Genomic DNA, 23,091 nt, shown 5'->3' with positions numbered 1-23,091 from the left:
AGTGCGATGGACCCGACGATCGAGGCGGTGTTCTACGGCAGGCACGAGGCCGACCCGCGCGCCCTGCTGTACTTCGAATGGCGTCAGCGTCTCGAATCCGGACACCTCGTCGCCCGGTTCGAGTCCGCGGTTCGCGCACTGGCGACCGCCGACCCGGCCGATCCGGAGGCATGCTGGGCGCTGCTGGAGGAGATCGAGTCGGCGCCGTGCGATCCCGGGTGGAGGTTCGAGGAGGGGGAGTCGGCTGATGTCGAGACCACCGGGGTCGGTTCTTGCGGTGAGGGGACTGCGCCTCGGCGGGGAGCCGAACATTCCGCGGCCCGGACGGAGGTCGGTCCGACGTCTGCTGGTGCTGCGTCGACCGGTTCAGCGTCCCTTGGCCTCACCTCTCCCGGTCCGGCGGCGTCGGATTCCGCGGCGACCACCTTCGGTCCGGATGACGAACTCCTGGAACGTATCCACGGTGGTTGGCTGGGGCGATGCGTCGGGTGCACGCTCGGGAAGCCGCTGGAGAACGGATTCGTGTGGACGCGTGCGCACATTCGCACGTATCTGGAACGGGCGGACGCCTATCCACTGACCGACTACGTCCCCGCTGTGCTCCCACCCCCGTTTCCGCTGAACCCGAGCTGGCCGGTGTCGGTACGCGGCCGGATCGACGGCGCTCCGCGCGACGACGACGTCGACTACACCGTGCTCGGACTGCACCTCCTGGAATCGCGCGGCCTGAACTTCACGGCGGACGATGTCGCGAACCTATGGCTGGAACGCCTGCCCTTCCTCCAGACCTACACCGCTGAACGCGTCGCCTACCGCAATCTCGTCGACGGCCTGCACCCACCCGCGACGGCCACTGTCCGCAACCCATACCGCGAGTGGATCGGCGCCATGATCCGCGCCGACATCTTCGGCTACGTCAACCCGGGTGATCCACAGCGCGCCGCCACCCTCGCCGCCCGCGAGGCAGCCGTATCCCACACGGGCAACGGCATTTACGCCGCGATGTGGGCCGCTGCCTTGATCGCCGCCGCTTTTGCCGCCTCCAGCCCGTCCGCCGCGCTCATGTCCGCCCAAGACGTGCTCCCACCCGGTTCGCGCCTGGCCGTCGCACTCGCAGAGGTGCGTGCGGACCACGATCACGGGCTGTCTTGGGAACGGGCTGTGCACAACATCGAAACCAGGCACGGTGAGTACAACTGGGTCCACGCCATCCCCAACGCCTGCCGAGTTGCCGCCGGGCTGCTTTGGGGCGCAGGTGATTTCACCCGAACCATCGCGCTCACGGTGCAGAGCGGAGCCGATACCGACTCCAACGGTGCCACCGCCGGTTCGGTCGCCGGGATCCTGGTCGGCGCCAAGGGGATTCCAGCTCACTGGACTGATCCCTTTCACGACACCCTGCACAGCGCGGTAATCGGTTACGACGGCGTGCATATCTCCGATCTCGCCCGCCGCACTCGGGTCCTGGTGTGAGAGTGTCCCGAACCCCCGCGCCCACGTCCCCCACCGCACCACCCGACCAGACCCGCCCCTCCACACCCCACCACCGAAAACCCCAGCTCAGCCCCACCCGCCTAACCACCCCCGCCAACCACCCCAACCCACCCCCGCACTACCGTTGACCCATGCGGAAGACGCCTCTCGTCCTGCTCGCACTCTGCGCCGCGGTCGCGACCGCCTGCTCCGGCGGCGACACCCCGACGTCGGCCACGACTTCGCCGGCCGAATCCCCCGCGACCACATTGGCCGCATCGCCGACCAACCCACCCAAACGCGACTGCAACGCGGAATACCTCGCCCGCTTCACCCCGCGGCAGAAGCTCGCGCAGCTGCTGACCGTCGGCGTGACCGGTAGCGGCGACGCGGCGAACGTGGTGCGTAACGAGCAGGTCGGCGGCATCTTCCTGGGTGGCTGGACCGACCGGTCGCTGATTTCCGGTCCCGCGCTGGACGAGGTGAAGGCGTTGGCGACGACGCCGCTGATGGTGACGATCGATGAGGAGGGTGGCCGGGTCTCGCGGGTTCGCGATCTCATCGGACCCGTGCCGTCGGCCCGCGCCACCGCGCAGACCATGACCCCGGAGCAGTTCTACGACGCCACGGTGTCCCGCGGCCGGGATCTGAAGGAACTCGGCGTGACGGTCAACTTCGCCCCCGACGTGGACGTGAGCAGCCAGCCCGACGACACCGTCATCGGCGACCGGTCCTTCTCGGACGACCCCGAGGTGGTCACCCGTTTCGCCGACGCGTACATCCGCGCCATGCGCGAGGTCGGCGTCGGCACCGTGATGAAGCACTTCCCCGGCCACGGTTCCGGATCGGGCGATTCGCACACCGGCGCGGTGCGCACGCCGCCGCTGGATCAGCTCCAGACGGTGGACCTCGTGCCCTACCGCAACCTGATCGGTTCCGGGGCGGCCGTCATGGTCGGCCACCTGGACGTGCCCGGCCTGACCGAACCGAACGTGCCCGCCAGCATCAGTCCGCAGGCCATGTCGCTGCTGCGCGAGGGAACCGGATACGGAGCCGCCCCGTTCGACGGCCCGATCTTCACCGACGACCTCGGCGGCATGGCGGCCATCACCAGCCGGATGACCATCGAGGAAGCGGTCGAGGCGGCATTGGTGGCGGGCGCCGACAACGCACTGTGGATCACCACCGACGCCGTTCCGAGCGTGTTGAACCAGCTGGAGCAGGCGATGGCCAGCGGTCGGCTGCCCGCCGCCCAGGTCGACCGGTCGGTGCTGCGGATGGGCGTGTACAAGGGGGCGATACCGTCCTGCTGAGGGGAAAGCCGATCCGGCAGCCGGATGATTCCCGGCCGGAGCGGAGGCGGCGGTACACCCTCTCGTATGACGTACAGGCGGGTTCCCAGCCGCGCCCCGTAGTATCGCTGAGTTTCCGTAGACGGTCCCGCCACCGGCGATGTCGACCGGTTCGGCTCACCTGAGGGGATCGCTGTCAGGCGATGTCGCCTCCGGCGTGCGCACGGGCCGGAGCGCGCAGCCGACACCGGCGACTGGTGAGCAAATCCGTCCCGCGGAACTTACCTTGGAGTAATATAAGAGATTCACCATGTGGTAGGAGAGTGGATGGCGGGCGGAACGAAGCGACTTCCTCGGGCGGTTCGTGAGCAGCAGATGCTCGACGCCGCGGTCGAGGTGTTCGCACGCAAGGGTTTCCACGATACGTCGATGGATGCGATCGCCGCCGAGGCGAAGATCTCCAAGCCGATGTTGTATCTCTACTACGGCTCCAAGGACGAACTGTTCCGGGCGTGCATCCAGCGCGAGGGCTTGCGCTTCATCGAGGCCGTCGCGCCCGCGGGTAACCCGCTGCTCACCCCGCACGAGCAGGTCCGCACCGCGCTGGAGGGCTTCCTCGGGTTCGTCGACCGCAACCGCAAGTCCTGGCAGGTGCTCTATCGCCAGGCGATCGGTCAGCAAGCCTTCGCCTCCGAGATCGACAACGCCCGCGAGCGGGTCATCGAACTCACCGCCAAGCTGCTCGAATCCAGTGCCAAGCACGCCGAACCCGGCACCAACTTCGATGTCGTCGCGGTCGCCGTCATCGGCGCGGGCGAGGCCATCGCCGATCGGGTAGCCAGCGGGCGCATCGAGGTCGCCGAGGCCGTCGACCTGCTCGACGACCTGGCCTGGCGCGGTCTGGCCGGTCGCAAGAAGCCGGAATAACCGGCACCCCGTTTGCCAGCCGGGCGGCGCTCTGCCACTCTCTTCGAGATCACAGCAGGAGGGCCGCCACGGCTCGGGGACAAACGGGGAAAAGTGTTCGGGATGCTCAGGCCGTGCTCGCACGGCGCCGAAAAGTACGGTATCGACGCGGCCGAGTGGCGGTCGCACATGTGCGGGTTGTGTCTCGGCCTGCGCGACGGGCACGGCCAACTGGCGCGAGCCGCGACGAACACCGACGCGATCTTGCTCAGCGTGCTGACCGAGGCGCAGCTGCCAGGTCCTTCGGCACGCACCACCGCAGGTCGTTGTCCGCTGCGTGGCATGCAGCGAGCGGAGGTGGCCGCCGCCGATTCGCCCGGCGTCCTGCTCGCCTCGACCGCGTCGCTGCTGCTCGGTTCGGCCAAGCTGCGCGATCACGTCGCGGACGGTGACGCCGCACGGCTCGCCGGACGACCCATGACCAGGATGTCGACGCGCTGGGCCGACAGCGCCCGCAGGCAGGCGGCGCTGATCGACTTCGACGTGGAACCCCTTGTCGCCGCGATCGATGCACAGCAACTCGTGGAGAGCCGCGCTGCGTCCAACGCTGCTTCCGCCGAACCGCCGGTCACACTCGACGAACTCACGGCCCCGACCGCCCTGTGCGCGGCCGAACTCTTCGCCCACACCGCGATTCTGGCGAACCGTCCCGAGAACGCCGACCAGCTCCGCATCGCAGGAGAGCATTTCGGCCGCATCGCCCACCTATCCGACGCCATCGCGGATTACGACGACGACACCGCACACGGCCGCTTCAACCCGCTCGCCGCGACAGACACCACCCTCGCCGAATCGTATGAACTGGTGCGCGAGTCCGACGCGGAGCTGCGCAGGGCACTCGCCGCGGCCCGCCTGGCCGACGTCCCCACCATCCGCTGGATGCTGCTGGATCCGTTGCACGCGCTGGTGCACCGGCTCGGCAAGGGTGTCGGTGCGGTAAAAGCCCACGTCTGCAATACAACTCACGATGGTCACCCGCACGCCCACCTCGGCGATCATCGACCGTCGACACCTGTCTCCGAGACCACCCACGGCCACCCCCGCGCCCACCGCACCGGTCACCGCCCGCCGACCCGTCGCCCCGGCATCGGCGAGGCGCTCGCCTTGGTGCTCGGCGTCTACTGCACCGGCTACGCCTGCTGCGCCGACCACACCAGTCCCTGCACTGGCGAACGCAAGGACGCGTGGTGGAAGGGCTGCGACTGCGGTTCCTGCTGCGACTGCGCCGATTGCTGCTCGGGCTGCGGCGATTGCTGCAGCTGCGGTGATTGCGGTTGTGGCTGCGACTGCTGACGCACACGAAAACGCCCCCGAATCGGCCTGATTCGGGGGCGTTCTCGGTCGACCGAAGAACTCAGCGCAGCGTCGCCGTCAGGTGCGGGTAGCCCTTCTTCGGGTGGAGCAGCGACAGATCCCAGCCGCCCTCGACCTGATCGGCGTAGACGTTCACCGTGGCGGGCAGCAGAATCGGCTTGCCGAACTTCACCGAGTAGGTGGCCTTCTCGGGAATGCGGCCCTCGATGTTGCCGAGAACGTTGGCCGCCGACCACATGCCGTGCGCGATCGCTTTCGGGAAGCCGAATGCCTTGGCGCCCAACGCCGAGGTGTGGATCGGGTTGTGGTCACCGGACGCGTTGGCGTACCTGGTGATCATCTTCTGATCCACCCGCAGGGCGCGCATCGGCGGCGGGGGCACTTCCTCCTCCTTCGGCTCGCCCTTGGGCTGGTCCGACAGCGAGGTGCGCTGCTGGTGCAGGAAGGTGGTGACCTGTCGCCACACGCGCTCCCGTCCAACGCTTACTTCCGTTATCGCGTCCACCAGCAGACCCTTCGGGTGCTCGCGCAGGTTCTCGATGTGGGTGCGGAAGTCCAGCGGCTCGCTCACCGAGATCTCGCGGGTGCGCTCGATCAGGTTCTGCGCGTGCACCGCACCCACCGCCACGAACGGGAAGTCGCGGGCCACCACCAGCTGCATGGCCAGCGGGAAGCTCAGGATGAACGGGTAGGTCAGCGGCAGCGAGTCGCCGAAGCGCAGGCCGGTGGCCCGGCAGTAGGCGGCCAGATGATCCGGATCCACCTTCACTCCGTCGAGCCGAACGACCCGATCCGGAATCGTCGACTTGCGCGCCGAAAGCAGCGGCACCGGTACCGCGCCCAGCGCGGCCTTCACGAAAAGGCTACTGTTCTTGGGCGTTTCGGTGAGCGTGATGGTCTCGGTCATCATGCTCCGATCAGGCTCTGGCCGCAGACTCGAACCACGTTGCCGCTCACCGCATTCGAGGCCGGGCTGGCGAAGAACGCGATGGTCTCGGCCACGTCGACGGTCTGGCCGCCCTGCAGCAGCGAGCTCATCAGGCGGCCTGCCTCGCGGGTGCCGAGCGGGATGGCGGCGGTCATCGCGGTCTCGATGAAGCCGGGCGCCACCGCGTTGATGGTGATGCCCTTCTCCGCCAGCTTCGGAGCTTCCGCGTTGACCATGCCGATGACGCCGGCCTTGGAGGCGCCGTAGTTGGTCTGGCCGCGGTTGCCCGCGATGCCCGCGATGGAGGACACGTCGATCACGCGGCCGCCCTCCTTCAGCACGCCCTTGGCCACCAGGCCCTCGGTGATGCGGTGCGGTGCGGCGAGATTCACGTTGATGACCGAGTTCCAGCGGCCCTCGTCCATGTTGGCGAGCAGCTTGTCGCGGGTGATGCCCGCGTTGTGCACGATGATGTCGATGCCGCCGAAGCGCTCGGTGGCGAACTCGGCGAGCTTGTCCGCGGCGTCGGGCGCGGTCACGTCCAGCGCGAGCGCGGTGCCGCCGACCTTGTTGGCGGTCTGCGAGAGCGCCTCGCCCGCGGCCGGGATGTCGGCGACGATCACCTTCGCGCCGTCACGGGCGAACACCTCGGCGATGGTCGCGCCGATGCCGCGCGCGGCGCCGGTGACCACGGCGACCTTGCCCTCCAGCGGGCGGTCCCAGTCGGCAGGCGCGGTGGCGTCGTCCTTGCCGACCCGGATCACCTGGCCGTCGACGAACGCCGACTTGGCCGACAGCAGGAAGCGCAGGGTGGACTCGAGGCCGGTCGCGGCGGCCGAGGCCTCCGGGTGCAGGTACACCAGCTGGGCGGTGGAGCCGCGCAGCAGTTCCTTGGCGATCGAACGGGTGAAGCCCTCGAGCGCGCGCTGGGCGATCTGCCCGTCGACGGTGCCCGCCAGCTCCGGGGTGGTGCCGATGACCACGACGCGGCCCGACGCGGTGATGCTGCGCATCGCGGGCTGGAAGAACTCGAACAGCTGGGAGAGATCCTCGATCGAGCCGATGCCGGTCGCGTCGAAGACGAGCGCGCCGTACTTGGTCCCCTGGCTGGGCTTACCCACCCCGTCGGCTCCGCCGACTGCCGACCCCGCAGGCGAGTCGGCGAAGGTGTAGTCGGACAGCAGTGCACGCACGGGCTCGGCGACGCGGCCCTTGCCGCCGATGAGCACCGGGCCCGCCAGCGGCGGCTCGCCCTTGACGTAGCGGCGCAGGTGCTCCGGCTGCGGCAGACCCAGCTTGCTCGCCAGGAACTGGCCGGGGGCGGAGTGGACGAACGATCCGTAGAGGTTGGGTGCACCCTTGCTCTTGGCTGCCACTGTTCCTACCTTTTCTGTCTCGAATTTCGCGGATGTCTGGTTCGCCCCTGGTGTTCCGCACGTTTCCGCGAGGGCCTGGTCTGCGTGGCAGGCACCGCGCGGTGGGCGTGTCAGCGCACATTTGCGGGGTACAGTGTCGACAACAAACTTACTCCAGAGTAAGTTTAAAGTAAACCAACGCGCGGGGCGCCGATCTGCGAAGAGCCGCACCCGGGCGCCGGACCACCCGACGAGACCTTGGAGACTCGAGTGACAAACAAAGCCCGTTCAACCAAGAGCACGGCCAAGACCGCGAAGACGACGCGTCCGGTCGCGATCGTGGGCGGCAACCGGATCCCGTTCGCTCGCTCCGACAAGGCGTACGCCCACGCCTCCAACCAGGACATGTTCACCGCCGCGCTGGACGGTCTGGTGAGCCGGTTCAACCTGCAGGGCGAGCGGCTCGGCATGGTGGTCGGCGGCGCGGTGCTCAAGCGGGTCGGCGAGCACGGCATGATCCGCGAAAGCATTCTGGGCAGCAAGCTTTCGCCTTACACCCCGGCGCACGACCTGCAGCTCGCGTGTGGCACCGGTCTGCAGGCGATCGTCACCGTCGGTGACGCGATCGCGGCGGGCCGCATCGAGGCGGGCGTCGGCGGCGGCACCGACACCACCTCCGACGCGCCGATCGGCGTCAGCGAAGGCATGCGCGAGTGGATGCTCGACGCGAACCGCGCCAAGAGCAACAAGGACCGTCTGAAGCTGGTAGGCCAGCTGCGCCCGAGCATGGTCGGCATCGAGATCCCGCGCAACGCCGAGCCGCGCACCGGCCTGTCCATGGGTGAGCACGCCGCTATCACCGCCAAGGAATTCGGCATCGCGCGCGAGGCGCAGGACGAACTGGCCTACCTGTCGCACAAGAACATGGCCGCCGCCTACGACCGCGGCTTCTTCGACGACCTGGTCACCCCGTTCCTCGGGCTGACCCGCGACGACAACCTGCGCCCGAACTCCTCGATCGAGAAGCTCGCCACCCTGAAGCCGGTCTTCGGCAACAAGCTGGGCGACGCCACCATGACCGCGGGCAACTCCACCCCGCTCACCGACGGCGCGTCCGCGGTGCTGCTGTCCAGCGATGAGTGGGCCGCCGAGCGCAACCTGCCCGTGCTCGCCCACCTGGTGGACTCCGAGGTCGCCGCGGTCGACTACATCCACGGCCCCGACGGCCTGCTCATGGCGCCCACCTACGCGGTGCCGCGCATGCTCGCTCGAAACGGCCTGACCCTGCAGGACTTCGACTACTACGAGATCCACGAGGCCTTCGCCTCCGTGGTGCTCGCGACCCTGCAGGCGTGGGAATCCGACCAGTACTGCAAGGAGCGTCTCGGCCTCGACGGCGCGCTCGGCTCGATCGACCGCAGCAAGCTCAACGTCAACGGCTCCTCGCTCGCCGCGGGTCACCCGTTCGCCGCCACCGGCGGCCGCATCGTCGCCTCCACCGCGAAGATGCTGGCCGAGAAGGGCTCCGGGCGTGCGCTGATCTCCATCTGCGCCGCGGGTGGACAGGGCGTCGTCGCCATCCTGGAGCGCTGACCCGTCACGCCACGAAGGCGGCATCCGGTCTTCCGGATGCCGCCTTTCGCGTACGCGACGAATATCCTCGGCCTCAGTACTTTTCGATCTCCATGCGACGTGAACGCAACTCTCGCTCGGTCCGCCGCAGCGGTGATCCCGAGAAAGGAAGTCTCGGGTAGTCGACGCCCGCGGCCGCCCGTAATGCGATCTCGCCCGCCGAAGCGGCAGCGCGGTCAGGCAGCCCGATCTCGGCGGCGAACGCGGCCCAGTCTCGGTCGCGCAGCTTCCGCGTCCGCCCGGCGATCGGCAACGCCATGGAGTCGTCGTCGTACAGCAGCGTGCACGGGATGTCATAGATCGGCGCGATCGCCCACCGCCCCTGCTTATCCTTCAGCACGCCAACGTTCTTGGCGTGTAGATCGCCGTTTCCTGTCAGCCATGCGAAAAGGAACTGCATATACAGGTTCCTGATCGTGACGAGTGGCGCACTCGTCAGCCCAGCGAGGGCGGCGACCACCGTCGCGGTATCCGCTTGATACTTCGCCGCCGGTGGCAGGCCCAGCACCTGCGTCCCGTCCTCGAAAGCCAGCCTCTCCCAGGATCCGTTGTCGAAGAATCGATCGAAGCGTCGCATGAGCAGCCCTGGCTCGCCGGTTCGATCGGCGACGAGACTCGCTTCGGCCACGGGAAGTTTCATCGCCCGAGCGGCGTGCAGGTGCGCAGCCTCGTTCTCGATCAGGTGCGGATACTCCGGCTGCGGCAGTTCGAGGATCGACCAGTCGGGCGAAATCGACGTGCTCGGGTTCGTCGTCCTCGAGCAGCGCGGGAGTGCCTCCCGCAATCTGGCCCTCGGGAATGATCTGTACGTCGCCAGGTACATCTCCGCCGACGGCGAGCAGCAAGGTCAGTTCGTCGTTCGGGCTGGTCTTCACGGCGCGGCGCAGCACGGTCAGCCGATGGCCTTCGGGAAGGAGTCCTGCGAAGAACGGCGGTACCGCGCCGTTCATGGTGAAGACCGGATCCGACGGACCGGGAGTGTCGTCGCAATCGGCTCACCGTCCGCCGCGAGATAGTCGCTCCGGTATCGAAATTCGATGCCGCCGTTGGGGGTACGGACAAGGGTGGCCGCCGGTCGGCCCGCTTTGTAGATGTCGGCCCGGGGGACTCGGCGAAAATCGGCTGGACTCGTCATGCGGTGACCCCGAGGGTGAGGCCGACCGCGTTCGCGACGGCGGCGACGGTCGCAATGCCCGTCCCGCCACTGCCGTGCTCGATTTCGCGGATTGTTCGGGTCGAGGTGCCCGCCAGCTCGGCAAGTTGCTCCTGTGTCAAGCGATGCCGACGCCTTGCGGTCCGGATCGCATGTCCGATGATCGTGGCTTCCGACATCGCGTCCTTTCGATCGGCAGGATACTGCCGAATACTGCCCTTCGAGGACTCGACTCCACGACGCAAAACGTCTTCGCAGACCATTTCGGCTCCTCGCAGGTGCTGCACTATCTGCGAAGAGTCGAAATCGTTTGCGAAGACGGGGGTTTCGGGTGGATGGATAGCAAGTTCGAATCACAAGCGGAATCAGTTCCTGCGCAGCGTAAAACGGGTGATGGGAGCTTACTTCGGCGGCAATTCGTAATGCCCGCCGAACGCCTGGCGCATGGCGGAGAGCAGTTTGTCCGCGTACAGCGACTCGCCGCGCGAGGAGAAGCGCGCGAACAAGGCGGCTGAGAGCACCGGTGCGGGCACCCCGGTGTCGATCGCGGCGTCCAGGGTCCAGCGGCCCTCGCCGGAGTCCGAGACGCGCCCGCCGAACGAGTCGAGGTTCGGGTCCGCGAACAGCGCGCCGGCGGTGAGATCCAGCAACCACGAGGCGACCACCGAACCCCGTCGCCACACTTCTGTGACTTCCGGCACATCGATGTCGTACTGGTAGTACTCGGGGTGCTCCAGCGGCGTCTCCTCCGCCGAGAACTCGCCCTTGTGCGCCGCGCCGTAATCGGCCTTGTGCAGGATGTTCAGGCCCTCCGCGTAGGCGGCCATGGCGCCGTACTCGATGCCGTTGTGCACCATCTTCACGAAGTGACCCGCGCCTGCGGGGCCGCAGTGCAGGTAACCCTGCTCGGCGGTGGAGGGGTCGCCCGTCCGGCCGGGGGTGCGCGGTGCAGCGTCGACGCCGGGCGCGATCGACTTCAGCAGCGGATCCAGATACTTCACCTGCTCGGCCTCGCCGCCGATCATCAGGCAGTAACCGCGGGTCAGGCCGAAGACGCCGCCCGAGGTGCCGATGTCCAGGTAGTGGAGGCCTTTCGGGGTCAGCTTCTCGGCCCGTCTGATGTCCTCGTGGTACCGGCTGTTGCCGCCATCGATGATGATGTCGCCGGGTTCGAGCAGCTCGGCGACCTGGTCGATCACCGTGCCGGTCGCGCCGGCCGGGATCATCACCCACACCACCCGCGGCGTCTCCAGCATGCCCACGAATTCCGGCAGATCGTGCGTTCCTCGGAAATTTTCGCCCAGATCGGCGCGTAGTTCGTCGATGTTGTGGGGCTTGCGTTCGTAGCCGACGGCGGTGTGCCCGTCCCGGACGATGCGGCGGACGATGTTGGCGCCCATCCGCCCGAGGCCGATCATTCCCAGCTGCATTCCGTCCATCTCCTCGTGTGTGCGAGCTGTCTGGCGGGTCGTCCTCGATTGTCCCCGGGAAGTGTGTAACGCGGGGTGCGCTGCTCCGATAAACAGATCGGCTCCGCGCAGTTGCCAGACCCCCGACCCGGCAACTGCGCGGGGCTCTTCCGCGTTCAAGACGGTTCATTGCACAAGGTTTGCTGCGCGTCCGAGCTGAACGGACGTCCCCGGCGCGGGCAACTATCGTGGGATGGTGACCCGCACCGTGCGCGGCACGGAAACACATCTTCATCTGGGAGGACGGTTCGTGACCACCGAGTCGAGCACCGGACACCACGGCCGCGACCGACATCGAGACGGCGAGGTCGGACTCCGTCATCTACTCGAATCGAACCGCGAATCGCCAGATGAGGCGAAGACCACATTTCTTCCGGTGACGCAGCCCGGACAGGCGCCTCAGTGGCGGTCCGACTCCACCCCCACCGAGCCGCTGCGAGTCACCGGACACGCGCCCGATGGTGCTGGTGCCCAGCCTGGGCCCGGTAGCGGCGCGCACGCGTCCGGTGGGGCCCTGCACGCTCCGGGTGGTGCTGCATTCGCGCTTGGCCATGCGCCCAGTGGTGCTGCGCATGCGTCTGGTGGTGGCCACGCTCCGGGTGGTGCTGCATTCGCGCCTGGCCACGCGCCCGGTAGCGCCGCACACGCGCACGCTCCCGGTGGCGGCGCATATGCGCCGGGTCACGCGCCTGGTGGTGCCGCGCACGTACCCGGTGGTGGCGGCCATGCGCCTGGTGGTGCCGCGCATGTACCCGGTGGTGGCGGCCATGCGCCTGGTGGTGCCGCGCATGTACCCGGTGGTGGCGGCCATGCGCCTGGTGGTGCCGCGCATGTACCCGGTGGTGGCGGCCATGCGCCTGGTGGTGCCGCACATGTACCCGGTGGTGGCGGCCATGCGCCTGGTGGTGCCGCGCACGTACCCGGTGGTGGCGGCCACGCGCCCGGTAGTGCCGCGCAAGCGCCTGGTGGCGGCGCGCACGCTCCCGGTGGCGGCGCATACGCGCTTGGTGGTGCCGCACAAGCGCCTGGTGGTGGCCACGCTCACGGTGGCGCCGTACACGCGCCTGGCAACCCCCCGCCCGGTACCGGCGCACCCGACCACGGTCGTCCCTCCGACGCCGGATGGGCGACTCATGCGGCCGACTCCCACCAGGAGACCGAGGCATTCCAGGCAACCGACAGTGCCCACCCGTCCAGCGCCGAGCAGTCGGGTACGGGACGGCAGCGCTGGGAGAACGCGCGCAGATCCAGACCGAGACCGGGACCCGCCGGTTCCGGGTCGTGGTGGCAGACCCCCGCCATCCGTCGCGTCGGAATCGCCGCGGGAGCCCTGATCGCAGTCGGCGGCCTCGGCTACGCCGTGGACGCCGTGCTCTCTTCCGGCGACGTACCGCGCGGAGTGGTCGTGGCCGGGATCGACATCGGGGGGATGGACGTCGACGAAGCCGATGCCAAGCTCCGCACCACCCTGGACGGCCGCGCCGGGCAGCAACTGCCGCTCCAGATCGGTGACGTACGAGCCGAACTCACCCCCTCCGCCGCAGGCCTCGCCGTCGACTGGGAGGGCACCTGGGACCGCATCGGCGGCCAGCCACTCAACCCCTTCGCCCGCCTGGTCTCTTTCTTCGGCACCCGCGAGGTCTCGGTCGCCAGCACCGTAGACGACGCCGCGCTGGACCGTCAGCTGACCGCGCTGCGGGTGCACGATCGCCCGACCGTCGAGGGCACCATTCAGTTCCAGAACGGCAAACCGGTCGCCGTCCCGCCCGTACTCGGCCGTGTGCTGGACACGCCCGCCGCGCGAAACGAGTTGATCGACAACTGGATCGAGGGCGGCACCCTCGAATTGCCCGTCGTCCCAGCGCCGCTCACCGTTCGGCCGGAGGCGGTCGAGCGAGCGCTGCACGAGATCGCCGAACCCGCTGTGCGCGGCGACGTGGTGTTCACGGGCAGAGACGGCGACGCGAGACTCACTCCCGAACAGATCACGACCGTACTGAGTTTCGCTCCGGACGGGCAGGGCGGTCTCGCCGCGAACTACGACCTGAACGCCGCGACCGCCATCCTCGCCCCGCAGCTGGCGAAATCCGAGGTGGAGCCCAAGGACGCGACTTTCGCGGTGGGTGGCGGAGCGCCGCGGGTCGTGCCCGCGGTGGTCGGCGAGAAGATCGACTGGCCGAAGACCCTCGAACAGTTGTCCACGCTGCTCGCGGCCTCTCAGCAGCGCAGCGCGGCCGCCGTCTACGAGAAGGTCGAACCCAAGCTCACCACCGAGGCCGCCCAGGGGCTCGGCATCGTCGAACAGATGGGCTCGTTCACCACCAGCGGCTTCAGCGGACCGTCCGGCGTCAACATCCGCACCGTGGCTCTGAAGGTGAACGGCGCCGTCGTCCGGCCGGGAGAAACGTTCTCGCTCAACGATTTCACCGGTCCGCGCGGCACCGCGGAAGGCTACGTCGAATCCGGGATCATCGACCACGGCCGCCCGAGCACCGCAGTCGGCGGCGGCATCAGCCAGTTCGCGACCACCCTCTACAACGCCGCCTACTTCGCCGGCCTCGAAGACGCGGGCCACACCGAACACAGCTACTACATCTCCCGCTACCCGGCCGCCCGCGAGGCCACCGTTTTCGACGGCGCCATCGACCTCAAATTCCGCAACAACACCCAAAGCGGCGTCTACATCGAGACTTTCGCCACCGCCTCGGAGATCACCGTCCGCCTCTGGGGCACCAAGACGGTCGACGTCGAGTCCATCACCGGCGACAAGACCAAGCCCACCGAACCCAACACCGTCACCCTCCCCAAGGGGAAGGACTGCATCGCGTCCGAAGGCGCACCGGGCTTCACCATCTCCGATACCCGCGTGATCAAGGATCGCAAGACCGGGCGCGAAGTGTCACGGGCGACCAGGACGGTGAAGTACGACCCGATCCCGGTCGTGAAGTGCGAGTGAGCTGTCGATACCGGGCGGCGGATGCCGCTGAGGAGCAGGCGCGCTGACGTCTATCGTGCCGGGGGAAGAATTCACCCAAGAATTCACCGAAAGCTCCGTCGGCACACCGATCTTCAGGATTTCGCGTAGTGCAGCGACGACGTGATCGGCAACCACCTCGCAGTCCTCGAAGCCCGACAGGTAGTCCACTCGGTGCACCTCTTGGACCGTAATAGTCCCCTTCCGCAGTGCTACGGATCAACCAGAGTGATGTATACGGCGACCTGCATCGCTGGCAGATTCGAGCCCAGCCGCGAATTGCCTTTTCCCGCAGAACAACTGGTGAGAGTCGGTGAGCGTGGCTGTCCGCATGTCGCCTCATGGCCGGTGGGTGGGTGATCGAGTCCGCGCCTCCGGTGCGCCCGGTTGTCGGCGCGGCATGCTCATCAGTGAATCCCTCGAGGACTACCGTACGCCCTTGTTATTCGAAAATATGTGCGAGTATGGTCGCCTGCAAGGTTGGACAGGTGGTTCCGGCGGCGGATTCCGGTCTCTCGGGCCGGTGCGGTACGGATACCGGGCCCTTGCGTGCGGCCGCGGCGGGTGTGGGGTTCATCGGGGAGCCGCACCGGCGTGCACATCTTTGTGGTGATGCTGTTCGAGGAAGGCTGGGGTGTGTTGTCGGGTGGGGAATTTCGGTCACGATTCGTGTGATCCGACCGCGCAACAGACGCCGTTTGCGTCGCGGAGCGCGTGCGGTGGGTGTACGCGAAATACTGTGACGCTCAGTATGTATCGGCGGACGCGGACACGAGCGACGAGAGCCGGAGTCGGGTCGCGACCAGGCACGGGTGGATGGTTCGGAAACGACACAGTCGTGCTGGCGGCGCACTTGACATTCCGAGGTTCGAACGTCGGATGTCGTTGGTATGGACGGGTTTATCCATCGGTACGAGTTGCGCGGCCCCGTTGGATGGGGCAATGCCGCGAACCTTCAGCTATCGGCTGGAAGAATCACATGGTCGTGCTGGACCTGCGAATCGTTGTGTAGCGGGGCAACTTTGGCGAGCCGCGTGCGCGGCGATGGGATATAACTACCGTGATTCTGGGACGACAGTGGAAATTTCGTTCCAGGCTCGCGCTCGAGGGTTGAGCACTGAGATGAAGGGGAACTGAGGTCGTGGACCAGATCGGCTCGGTAACGGAGTTGGCAGTGGGGCGGGGCGCGGGCGCTGCTGCGGCACTTGGCGCGGCGATCGGTGACGACGCTGCGCATCGGATTCTGCACGGCACCGCGACATTGTGCGATGTCGTGCTGGCTTCTTGGGTGATGGGTGTCGATACGGTTCAGGCCGTTGTCGAATACGCCGAAGTGGCCATCGAATCCGCCGTCAAGGGAGTCACCGGTTCGCGCTGCGCGTGAACCATCGCGCGCGGGTCGATCGACCTGCGCGACGCACCGTTCATTGTCGGGGTCGACTGCCCGGGACCGTAGGTTCGGTCCCGGGCAGTAATCGATGTGGGTGGTGATCAGTCCGTGCGCTCGATGTCTTTCAGCGCCATGGTGACGAACTCGCGCATGGGAATCTCCAGCGCCTCGCAAAGTGCGTGCAGTTGTTGCATGTCAGGGGATCGCTCACCGTTCTCGAAGCGCTGAATCGTGCTGACGGCGAGGCCGGTCAGTTCCGACAGTTGCTGACGGGTCAGATCGCGGCGTGCTCGCGCCGCTCGCAACTCGTTCCCCACCGCACGATTGATGCCCGAAGCCGTCTCTTTCGCACCCATATGGACCATTCTGAGGTCCGAATGGCTACCTCGCAAACGACATGCCGCTGGCATCGCCGGGTTGCGCCGCGAAAGCTCGCGGCCCGACCCGAAGGCCGATCGGGCTTGTGAAAGGTCCAAACGGACCTTATGGTAATCCGTATGGATCATTTGGATGTCATGGTTGCGGAGCGTGTGCAACACGTTCTTGCGAAGCGGGGGATCGGACTGAATGACCTGGTCAAGCACACCGGGATGCCCGCGACGGCACTGCGGCGGCGGTTAGCTGCACGTGGGTCCTTCACACTTTGCGAACTTGCCCGTATCGCCGCGTTCGTCGGCTGCCGGACCGCCGAGCTGATCCCGCAGGCGGGGGAGAAGTGACCACATGGCGGGATAAGGGCCTCGCGCCGAACGTGTCTCAAACCTTTTGTGACTGGAATCACTTCCGCTCGACCTCGAAATTCGACGCTGCGGGCGATCGATCAGCTATCGCGACGGTCGCGCTCGCGTACGTCGCCGGTGCGTCTCCGCGATTGGTCGGATGCGGCGAGCAGGCGTCGCCCGACCCCGGAGGCGCAGCGAGATCGCGGCGTGCGGTGCGCACCGCCGATCCGGATCACTACTCCGACACACTCACGAGCGATGAAAGGTCGCAGGTCTGAATATGGCAAGCCCCAGAAGTTTTCGTGCACTGTGGAACTCCGCCGCGCCGCCCGAGCCGATCGATGTCCTGATCATGCCCGGCACGTGGCATCCGCACGGCGACGGGATCAGCGCCGCGTTCGCCGCATCCCTCGACCTGGATCGCTTCAGTCCGCGAATCGTCCCCTATCCAGCCGACTACGGCCGCACGATGCCGTATGCGGACAGCCTGGTGGTGGGACGGAAGGCGCTGATCGCCGCGATCGAGGCTTCGAACCGGCGCGTGGTGCTGGCGGGCTACTCCCAGGGCGCCGCCATCGCGGGTGACATCGCGGCCTCGGTCGGGCGAGGCGAGTTCGCGCAGGTCATCGCATGCGCCCTCATCGCCGATCCGCTCCGCCCGGAGGGTAAGTGCCTCGGCGTCGATCCGGGCGGCTACGGGATCGCGGGCCAACGCGACGTACCGAACGTCCCGACCTATTGGGTAGCAGCGCCCGGTGATCCGATCACCGCGCTGCCCGCGGGCAATCCGCTTCGCTCGATCGCCGACCTCAGCGGGTATTTCAGCCTCTCCTCGCCGCAGGCGGCGCTGCGGTGGGGGCAGAGCTTGATCGATGTGGCTGGGCGGCGGCAGCTGCAACGCTGGTGGTCGCCGCAGTATTGGCGCAGCTGGTCCGGCGCCGTGGCCTTCGCACGCGGATATCTCGTCGACGGCAGGCACACCGACGACTACATCCGGCATGGCCACGCCGAGCGACTTGCCCAGCAGCTCAACGCCGAAGTCGCCGACGGCGCGCTCCGGGGGCGAGTGTGAACGACGAACCGAACCACCTGTACCTGAGCCGCGCCGAAGTACGCGAACTCGTCGAGTTGTTTCGCGAAATCCCCGATCTAGCAGAGGATCTCGCGATTGCGCGGACTCGTCAGGCCAAGCTCGGCAGCCGCGGCGACTACCGCATGCGACGCCGTCCCAGCGAGCAACCGCTGCCGTACAACCCGGCCGCCGCCCGCGCGGCCGACCATCTGCACGCTGTCCTGGTCGGCTGGGTCCGGTTGGTCTGCGAGCAACGCGGTCTCGGCTACACGAGTTCGACCACGACCGCCGGATTGTCGCGATGGCTGGACAAGAACCTGATCGCGCTCGCGATGACCCCGGGGGTCGAGAGCGCGTCGCGGGAAATCGGCGAGGCGGTGCGGGCCGCGACAAGGGTCGTCTGTCCACCGGCGGTCGAGGTGAACCTCGACCCTTCGATGATCGACCAGGCACGTTCCCGCCGCCTCAACGCTTCGGGCATCGCCACTTTGGCGAAGGAGCTCGGAGACGAGTATCGAAATCTGACTGTCCGCCGCGTGCAAACGCTGCGCGACGCGGGAAAGATCGCCCCGGTGCCGGGGCCGTGGGCTCCCGATTGGCCCGAGATGTTCGTCGCGGGAGAGGTTCTCGACCAACACCTTGCCCATCCAAGAAGGTCGCGGCGCAAGGCGGCCAGTGCCGCGCGGAGTCGCGCTGCATAGCGTTTCCGAAGCGGTGCTTACTGGCGGCGAACCGCGCCTGCTGCTGGACCGAATCGCATTGCGCGGGAATTCTCGCGAGGTCAGTGGTGGGAACCTGACGATCGCTCCGTCATCGACGCCGTTGAAAACCATCGCCGTCCAACCGGTTACCAGTACCGGTTGGGCGGCTTCTTCTTTCTCTGCGGGTTCAGCCACTCGCGCGCGAAACCTCTCGCCCGCTTCATGGTCGCGCCAGCGGTTTCTGTCCGCGCCACCTCTGGGTGCCCTTCCTGTAATCGCGAACGGCGGCCGCCTCCCCGGTTCGCGACAGGGACATCGTCGCAACATATCCCGCTGCGGACACCATCCTGGGGAGCAATGTGCACCGATTCGGGCCTGCCGAACGGAAGTACGGAACGCACCGCGCAATGCTGAAATATGTGCTCTCACCAGGTATTTCGAAGGCATCAAAAATTCAGGTGTTGACATTCGCATCGCGTTAGGTGAAGATTGGTGCAGCGCCAGAGCTGCGCCTTCATCCCGAAATCTACCGGGAAACCTCCACTCTCCCAGATCTACTCGTGGCACTGTGCGTCTGAAAACCGCGGACGTACAGTGCCACGGTTGTTTCCGGAGACTTCCCACCCCCCGAACATGCGGCACGCCCCCGAAACCCTCTCGATGTCGATTGACAAGCGGGGCAGAGCTTGCCGCATAAGCCCGAACGCCGCCCGTCCCCGTCACTCCGGTGCGCGGTCGTAGACGAGCGCGGACGTTCGGGCCTCCGCCCCACCCCCGGCGTGCCCCTCCAGGCCGGGGGTGGGGCACTCGTCCCGCCGGCCGTGACTCGGCCAGGTCATCAGCGAGGAGACAGCCATGGACGAAGCCATCCGCGCACTGCTGGAGCTCGACGCGCACAGCGCACTTCCGACGACGCCGACCATCGATCTGGCGCACCAGATCATGCGCGTCCACCGCGAATGCGCCCCCGACTACTGCCGCCGCAAGGACCAAGCGCTGCGCGCCCTGATAGCCGAAGGCCGCATCATCCCCGACTCCTCGCGCACCCGCTGACCCCACCAGCCCGCCCCGCCCGGCTCCCTTCTCCCGCAACACAATCGCGGTCGAAGACGGTCCGAGCCGCGGGGCGCCCGCCCCACCCCCGGTTTTGCTACGAGCCGGGGGTGGGGCACCTCATCCCTCGGGTCGGCGAGGTCGAGTCTCGCGAGCAGCGTGGTCGGCAAACCGGGATTGGGAATCATCGCCGCAGGTGCCGGCATCGACATGGACGAGTTCCGTGCTGATGTGCAGGCTTCATCGAAGGAAAGGACGCGCCATCCACGCCGCATCGGTCCGGAAACTCCGGCACCGAATACTGTTTGGTGGCGGGGGGATCAGGGCAGGACCTGCGGAATGACGTCCGGGGCGATCGCGCCGACGATCAAACCGACCAAGGCGCCCTGGAAACCGGAGCCGAGGGCGCACAGCGGCATGAAGGGAATCCCGATGATGGTGGCGGCGCAGACCACGGCTCCGAACACGGCCCCGGCAATTCCGCCCGCTGCCGCGCCATTGGCCAGCGGATCATGGTTGGCCGCATTGGGATTGGTCGCGATGTCCTGCGGCACCGCAGCCGCTACCGGCTGCAGGACCTCCGCAGTGGCGGGCTGTGCGACATCCGCTTCGGCGGGCTGCTCGACGGCCGCGGCGGCGGGCTGCACGATGACCGGGATCACCTGCTGAACCGTTCCCGGAGCCTGCGCAGCCTCGACTGTCTTCACGACGGGGACCGACTGTGGGGCGACGCCAGAGGCGTCGGCAGAAGCTGCTCCTGCGCCCGCGAAGGTCACCGCGATCGCGAGCGGCAACGCCGCGATGAGAGCTTTACGGCCGAATTTTCTGGTAGTCAGACGCATGATTTTTCCTATCCTCCCGACCCCGCGAACGCTGCAAACCGGTTGGCGTGCTGCATGTTTCGCGGAGCGAATTACAACGGTGAAGTTCTATCCGATCCTGGTTGCCGAATCAAGTCCTAGTGCGGTTGTGCCAACGCGCCGGAATTGTGTTCGACGACAGAGTGATTGGTGCTCGCTCATGTTCGCACCCGCAAGGAGCGGTTCTTCGGCTACGACATCTGGACCCGCCGAGCCGACGCTGCGCACCAAGGGCGTCCGATCTCTCAACGGCGCCATCGCCCTGGCCGTGCAACCGGCCGAAATGCCCAGGAACGCCAAATAGCTGACGGCGGTCAATCGTCCGTCGGTCCGCTCATGCGGCACGCCCCCGAACACCGAGAACACGGTAGAACGCGGGTTCAGAGCACGCCGCATGCACGCCCCTATCGCTCCCGTCTCCCGCGGGTGGTTCGCGATCGCAGACGTTGTCGCAGCGTAGGGGCGCGGTGGCCCCACTCCGGTCGACCCCTCGAATCCCGGAGTGGGACCACCGCACAGACAGCCCAGCCGTGTCCCGTTCGTCCACATCACCATGGACGTGCTGTGCAACTGCGGTGCGGGCGAATCGTTCGGTCCTGGTCGCTCCCCCGGACGGGGGCGGAACGACGTCCAAACGGCTCCCGGTGCTGCGCCGGGTCACCAATTCGCCGCGCGCACAAGTGAACAGCCCCGGGCGGGTGCCCGCCGAACTCGTCATGCACCCGCCCGAAGCCCTCTGCCCTACCGAGCTCGCCCCGCCCGCCAGCACTCCCGTCGATTGGTCCGTACGGTTGCAGGCCGGCCGAACGCCGGGACGCACGCGGCCCCACCCGTACCGCCATGCGGACGCGGGTGGGGTCGCCTCCCCAGCCATACGTTGCCCGTTCTCACCGGCACCGTCTCCTCATCCAGGAAGGCACAATCTCGTGATCGCCGTTCTGACGTGCCGCGGCACCGGCGAGCCACTCGGGCCACCGACGAACAAGCGACCGGTTGGCCGAGGTCGTCAACGCACACGATGACGTGCACTTCAATAATTCACAGCTAATGGGTGGTCGTTATGTTCTATGAAGGAATGCGCATCAACTCCGAGGAGGAAAGTCGCCCGAATTCGGGTGACGGCCTGCTGTCCACTACTCCCGTGGGAACCATCGGATCATTTCTGCAATGGCCCACTGTCGCAAGCGGTTTAGGGAGTGCTATCGGTAAGTCGTTCGTCGGCGCGGCCGGGCTCGCCGAAGGCGGTGAGCCCGAAGGGCGGCGGCCGGATTACGACGATGGTTTCCTCTCGACGACGCGACCGGGTCGGATATTCGGATTCCTGCAGTGGCCGAGTTGGTACAACATCTTCAAGAGCACCCGCGACCAGGTCACGCAGGCAGGAATCTCCGCACTGGCCGGTGCGGTCGCCGGTCCTGCCGGTGCCGCGGCCACTGCGGCGGTGAGTACGTTGACCTCTTCGGTGCAGAATGTGCTGCAGCAGTTCACCGCACCGTCGCAGACACAGCCGGGCGCCGCGTTGCCGAGAGCGACTCCGTTGCCGCAGGTCCTCCCGTTGAACAACGACGTGCTCGATCGCCGGTCGTTCGGTCCGAGTATCGACCGCACCACGACGATCAACGTGATCAAGTCCGCGGAGAACGCCGTAAAGGTGAGGGATCCACTGATCGACCGTTCGGCAACATATCTGTCCCATTTGCGCTGACGCGCTGTGGGTTTCATCCCGTTGCTCTGCCGAGAACTCGAGAGGGGGTGATGGGAATGCTCGTTGTCATCCAAGATGTCCTCGAATTGATCAGCGATCTCGTTCCGCTGCTGCTGCCGCTGTTCGGACTGTAACCGTAGTGCCAGAGCAGGATTCGCGGGGCGGGCAAGCCGGGTGCCGCGTGTCCCGGAAATCCGGGCGGTCATGCCGCCGAGTGTCAGGCGGTGCCTGGCTCCTATCTGTACGTATTCGTTTCCACGGATTACCCGTGAACCTGATGATGGAGAAGATCATGCCTACTCCCGATGAATCCCTCGGCCTCGCCGAACGCATCACGACCGATATACACGCCGTGGTTTCCCGGTTGGTCACCCTGCGGGCGGATATCGAGGTGCTGCTCAATCTCGCCCAGGGCGTGTCGATGACTGTCGATGCGGCCGTTCCGGCCTCGGCGCCGGACACCTCCGGCACGCTCGAAGCGGTAGTGTCCGTCGGTGCGCCTTCGGAAGCGGCGTGATGGCAACCTATCCCGTGCCGGGGGAGTTCCCCGATTTCGAGCAGTTCATGGTCGATCTGTTCACCCCGATCGCCACCACCGTGACCACCCTGCCGGCGACCTCGGCCGCGCTGCAGTCGTCGCTGCCGCTGATCTGGGTGCGCACAACCGGCGGAACCCTCGATATCAATGCGGTCACCTACAAGGCGAAGGTGAGTGCCGTCGCGTTCGGCACCAGCCGCGTCGCAGCACAGCAACTGTCGGTGCAAATCCGTGAAGCGATCCTGAGTGCGCCCGCCAGCCGTGTCAACGGTGTCCTCGTCGACTACGTCGAGGAAATCGCGGCCGAGGAGCAGAAGTTCCATCCGCCGATCCTGCGGCGCAGCCGCGGTCTGACCGAGGTCCCCGACCTCGATCCGCTCAATCAGATGGTCGAGATCGCCTTCTCGATCGAAGCCCGCCGCCAATAGGCGGACCGAAACCCTGTCGCGGATAGGGCTTTTCACCGGCACCACGCGGTGCCGTTTCCGTCAATC

23 protein-coding genes and 1 pseudogene are annotated in these 23,091 nt (G+C 67.0%); 14 read left to right on the top strand and 10 right to left on the bottom strand.

Going from position 1 to position 23,091, the window contains the following annotated elements:
* Window positions 1-6: 6 nt before the first annotated feature.
* From ACRWNM_RS16410 to ACRWNM_RS16395, 4 genes are all read left to right on the top strand, one after another.
* Window positions 7-1,473 (top strand): ADP-ribosylglycohydrolase family protein, encoded by a 1,467-nt coding sequence (locus tag ACRWNM_RS16410; protein ID WP_431968314.1) that lies wholly within the window; start codon window positions 7-9, stop codon window positions 1,471-1,473.
* 152 nt (window positions 1,474-1,625) lie between these two features.
* Window positions 1,626-2,786, top strand: a complete 1,161-nt coding sequence (locus tag ACRWNM_RS16405; RefSeq protein WP_431968312.1) for a glycoside hydrolase family 3 N-terminal domain-containing protein — start codon at window positions 1,626-1,628, stop codon at window positions 2,784-2,786.
* A 306-nt stretch (window positions 2,787-3,092) separates the two neighbouring features.
* Window positions 3,093-3,692: a TetR/AcrR family transcriptional regulator gene (locus ACRWNM_RS16400; RefSeq protein WP_141808227.1), complete on the top strand. Its 600-nt coding sequence runs from the start codon at window positions 3,093-3,095 to the stop codon at window positions 3,690-3,692.
* A 102-nt stretch (window positions 3,693-3,794) separates the two neighbouring features.
* Entirely contained in the window at window positions 3,795-5,024 is a 1,230-nt protein-coding gene (locus ACRWNM_RS16395) for a DUF5685 family protein (RefSeq protein ID WP_431968309.1), read from the top strand.
* Window positions 5,025-5,085: 61 nt separating this feature from the next.
* On the opposite strand, the gene ACRWNM_RS16390 is transcribed toward ACRWNM_RS16395, so the two are convergent.
* Both ACRWNM_RS16390 and ACRWNM_RS16385 read right to left on the bottom strand, forming a co-directional pair.
* A complete protein-coding gene (locus ACRWNM_RS16390; RefSeq protein WP_431968307.1) occupies window positions 5,086-5,952 on the bottom strand; it encodes a MaoC/PaaZ C-terminal domain-containing protein in 867 nt (288 codons plus the stop codon).
* On the bottom strand, window positions 5,952-7,349 hold the full coding sequence (locus ACRWNM_RS16385) for a 3-oxoacyl-ACP reductase (protein ID WP_431968305.1): 1,398 nt from the start codon (window positions 7,347-7,349) through the stop codon (window positions 5,952-5,954). The genes ACRWNM_RS16390 and ACRWNM_RS16385 overlap by 1 nt, the downstream gene beginning before the upstream one ends.
* A 249-nt stretch (window positions 7,350-7,598) precedes the next feature.
* Here ACRWNM_RS16385 and ACRWNM_RS16380 point away from each other — a divergent pair, with 249 nt between their 5' ends.
* Window positions 7,599-8,921, top strand: coding sequence for an acetyl-CoA C-acetyltransferase (locus ACRWNM_RS16380; protein WP_431968303.1), 1,323 nt, complete (start codon window positions 7,599-7,601; stop codon window positions 8,919-8,921).
* 73 nt (window positions 8,922-8,994) lie between these two features.
* On the opposite strand, the gene ACRWNM_RS16375 is transcribed toward ACRWNM_RS16380, so the two are convergent.
* From ACRWNM_RS16375 to ACRWNM_RS16350, 6 genes and pseudogenes are all read right to left on the bottom strand, one after another.
* The gene (locus tag ACRWNM_RS16375; protein WP_431968301.1) at window positions 8,995-9,783 is read right to left on the bottom strand and encodes a type II toxin-antitoxin system HipA family toxin; all 789 of its coding nucleotides are present in this window, start codon (window positions 9,781-9,783) and stop codon (window positions 8,995-8,997) included.
* A gap of 37 nt (window positions 9,784-9,820) precedes the next feature.
* Window positions 9,821-9,910, bottom strand: a pseudogene (locus tag ACRWNM_RS16370) (hypothetical protein); the annotation flags it as partial.
* Between the two features lie 181 nt (window positions 9,911-10,091).
* The gene (locus ACRWNM_RS16365) at window positions 10,092-10,292 is read right to left on the bottom strand and encodes a helix-turn-helix transcriptional regulator (protein ID WP_431968299.1); all 201 of its coding nucleotides are present in this window, start codon (window positions 10,290-10,292) and stop codon (window positions 10,092-10,094) included.
* A gap of 222 nt (window positions 10,293-10,514) precedes the next feature.
* The gene (gnd, locus tag ACRWNM_RS16360; RefSeq protein ID WP_431968297.1) at window positions 10,515-11,543 is read right to left on the bottom strand and encodes a phosphogluconate dehydrogenase (NAD(+)-dependent, decarboxylating); all 1,029 of its coding nucleotides are present in this window, start codon (window positions 11,541-11,543) and stop codon (window positions 10,515-10,517) included.
* Window positions 11,544-11,904: 361 nt separating this feature from the next.
* Window positions 11,905-12,627: a hypothetical protein gene (locus ACRWNM_RS16355; protein ID WP_431968295.1), complete on the bottom strand. Its 723-nt coding sequence runs from the start codon at window positions 12,625-12,627 to the stop codon at window positions 11,905-11,907.
* A gap of 86 nt (window positions 12,628-12,713) precedes the next feature.
* Window positions 12,714-12,884: a hypothetical protein gene (locus ACRWNM_RS16350; protein ID WP_431968293.1), complete on the bottom strand. Its 171-nt coding sequence runs from the start codon at window positions 12,882-12,884 to the stop codon at window positions 12,714-12,716.
* Window positions 12,885-12,987: 103 nt separating this feature from the next.
* Here ACRWNM_RS16350 and ACRWNM_RS16345 point away from each other — a divergent pair, with 103 nt between their 5' ends.
* Both ACRWNM_RS16345 and ACRWNM_RS16340 read left to right on the top strand, forming a co-directional pair.
* Entirely contained in the window at window positions 12,988-14,538 is a 1,551-nt protein-coding gene (locus ACRWNM_RS16345; protein ID WP_431968291.1) for a VanW family protein, read from the top strand.
* A 1,159-nt stretch (window positions 14,539-15,697) separates the two neighbouring features.
* A complete protein-coding gene (locus ACRWNM_RS16340; protein ID WP_431968289.1) occupies window positions 15,698-15,940 on the top strand; it encodes a hypothetical protein in 243 nt (80 codons plus the stop codon).
* A gap of 107 nt (window positions 15,941-16,047) precedes the next feature.
* Here the strand turns inward: ACRWNM_RS16340 and ACRWNM_RS16335 are convergent, their stop codons facing one another.
* Window positions 16,048-16,302, bottom strand: a complete 255-nt coding sequence (locus tag ACRWNM_RS16335; protein ID WP_431954146.1) for a helix-turn-helix domain-containing protein — start codon at window positions 16,300-16,302, stop codon at window positions 16,048-16,050.
* 141 nt (window positions 16,303-16,443) lie between these two features.
* On the opposite strand from ACRWNM_RS16335, the gene ACRWNM_RS16330 reads away from it, so the two are divergent.
* From ACRWNM_RS16330 to ACRWNM_RS16315, 4 genes are all read left to right on the top strand, one after another.
* Window positions 16,444-16,665: a helix-turn-helix domain-containing protein gene (locus ACRWNM_RS16330; protein WP_431968287.1), complete on the top strand. Its 222-nt coding sequence runs from the start codon at window positions 16,444-16,446 to the stop codon at window positions 16,663-16,665.
* Window positions 16,666-16,948: 283 nt separating this feature from the next.
* On the top strand, window positions 16,949-17,740 hold the full coding sequence (locus tag ACRWNM_RS16325; protein ID WP_431968285.1) for a hypothetical protein: 792 nt from the start codon (window positions 16,949-16,951) through the stop codon (window positions 17,738-17,740).
* Window positions 17,737-18,441 (top strand): hypothetical protein, encoded by a 705-nt coding sequence (locus ACRWNM_RS16320; RefSeq protein WP_431968283.1) that lies wholly within the window; start codon window positions 17,737-17,739, stop codon window positions 18,439-18,441. The genes ACRWNM_RS16325 and ACRWNM_RS16320 overlap by 4 nt, the downstream gene beginning before the upstream one ends.
* Before the next feature lie 855 nt (window positions 18,442-19,296).
* The gene (locus ACRWNM_RS16315; RefSeq protein ID WP_431968281.1) at window positions 19,297-19,494 is read left to right on the top strand and encodes a hypothetical protein; all 198 of its coding nucleotides are present in this window, start codon (window positions 19,297-19,299) and stop codon (window positions 19,492-19,494) included.
* A 320-nt stretch (window positions 19,495-19,814) separates the two neighbouring features.
* On the opposite strand, the gene ACRWNM_RS16310 is transcribed toward ACRWNM_RS16315, so the two are convergent.
* The gene (locus ACRWNM_RS16310; protein ID WP_431968279.1) at window positions 19,815-20,288 is read right to left on the bottom strand and encodes a hypothetical protein; all 474 of its coding nucleotides are present in this window, start codon (window positions 20,286-20,288) and stop codon (window positions 19,815-19,817) included.
* A gap of 1,126 nt (window positions 20,289-21,414) precedes the next feature.
* Here ACRWNM_RS16310 and ACRWNM_RS16305 point away from each other — a divergent pair.
* The 3 genes from ACRWNM_RS16305 to ACRWNM_RS16295 all read left to right on the top strand — a co-directional run bounded on the left by ACRWNM_RS16305 (window position 21,415) and on the right by ACRWNM_RS16295 (window position 23,025).
* Window positions 21,415-22,059: a hypothetical protein gene (locus ACRWNM_RS16305; RefSeq protein WP_431968277.1), complete on the top strand. Its 645-nt coding sequence runs from the start codon at window positions 21,415-21,417 to the stop codon at window positions 22,057-22,059.
* A gap of 292 nt (window positions 22,060-22,351) precedes the next feature.
* Window positions 22,352-22,576, top strand: a complete 225-nt coding sequence (locus ACRWNM_RS16300) for a hypothetical protein (protein ID WP_431968275.1) — start codon at window positions 22,352-22,354, stop codon at window positions 22,574-22,576.
* Window positions 22,577-22,590: 14 nt separating this feature from the next.
* Window positions 22,591-23,025 (top strand): hypothetical protein, encoded by a 435-nt coding sequence (locus ACRWNM_RS16295; protein WP_431968273.1) that lies wholly within the window; start codon window positions 22,591-22,593, stop codon window positions 23,023-23,025.
* Window positions 23,026-23,091 lie beyond the last annotated feature (66 nt).

This window comes from Nocardia sp. bgisy134 (assembly GCF_965341865.1).
Classification (GTDB): Bacteria; Actinomycetota; Actinomycetes; order Mycobacteriales; family Mycobacteriaceae; genus Nocardia.
Note: the sequence above shows the minus strand (reverse complement) of the source record. Positions and strands in the feature narration are given on the sequence as shown.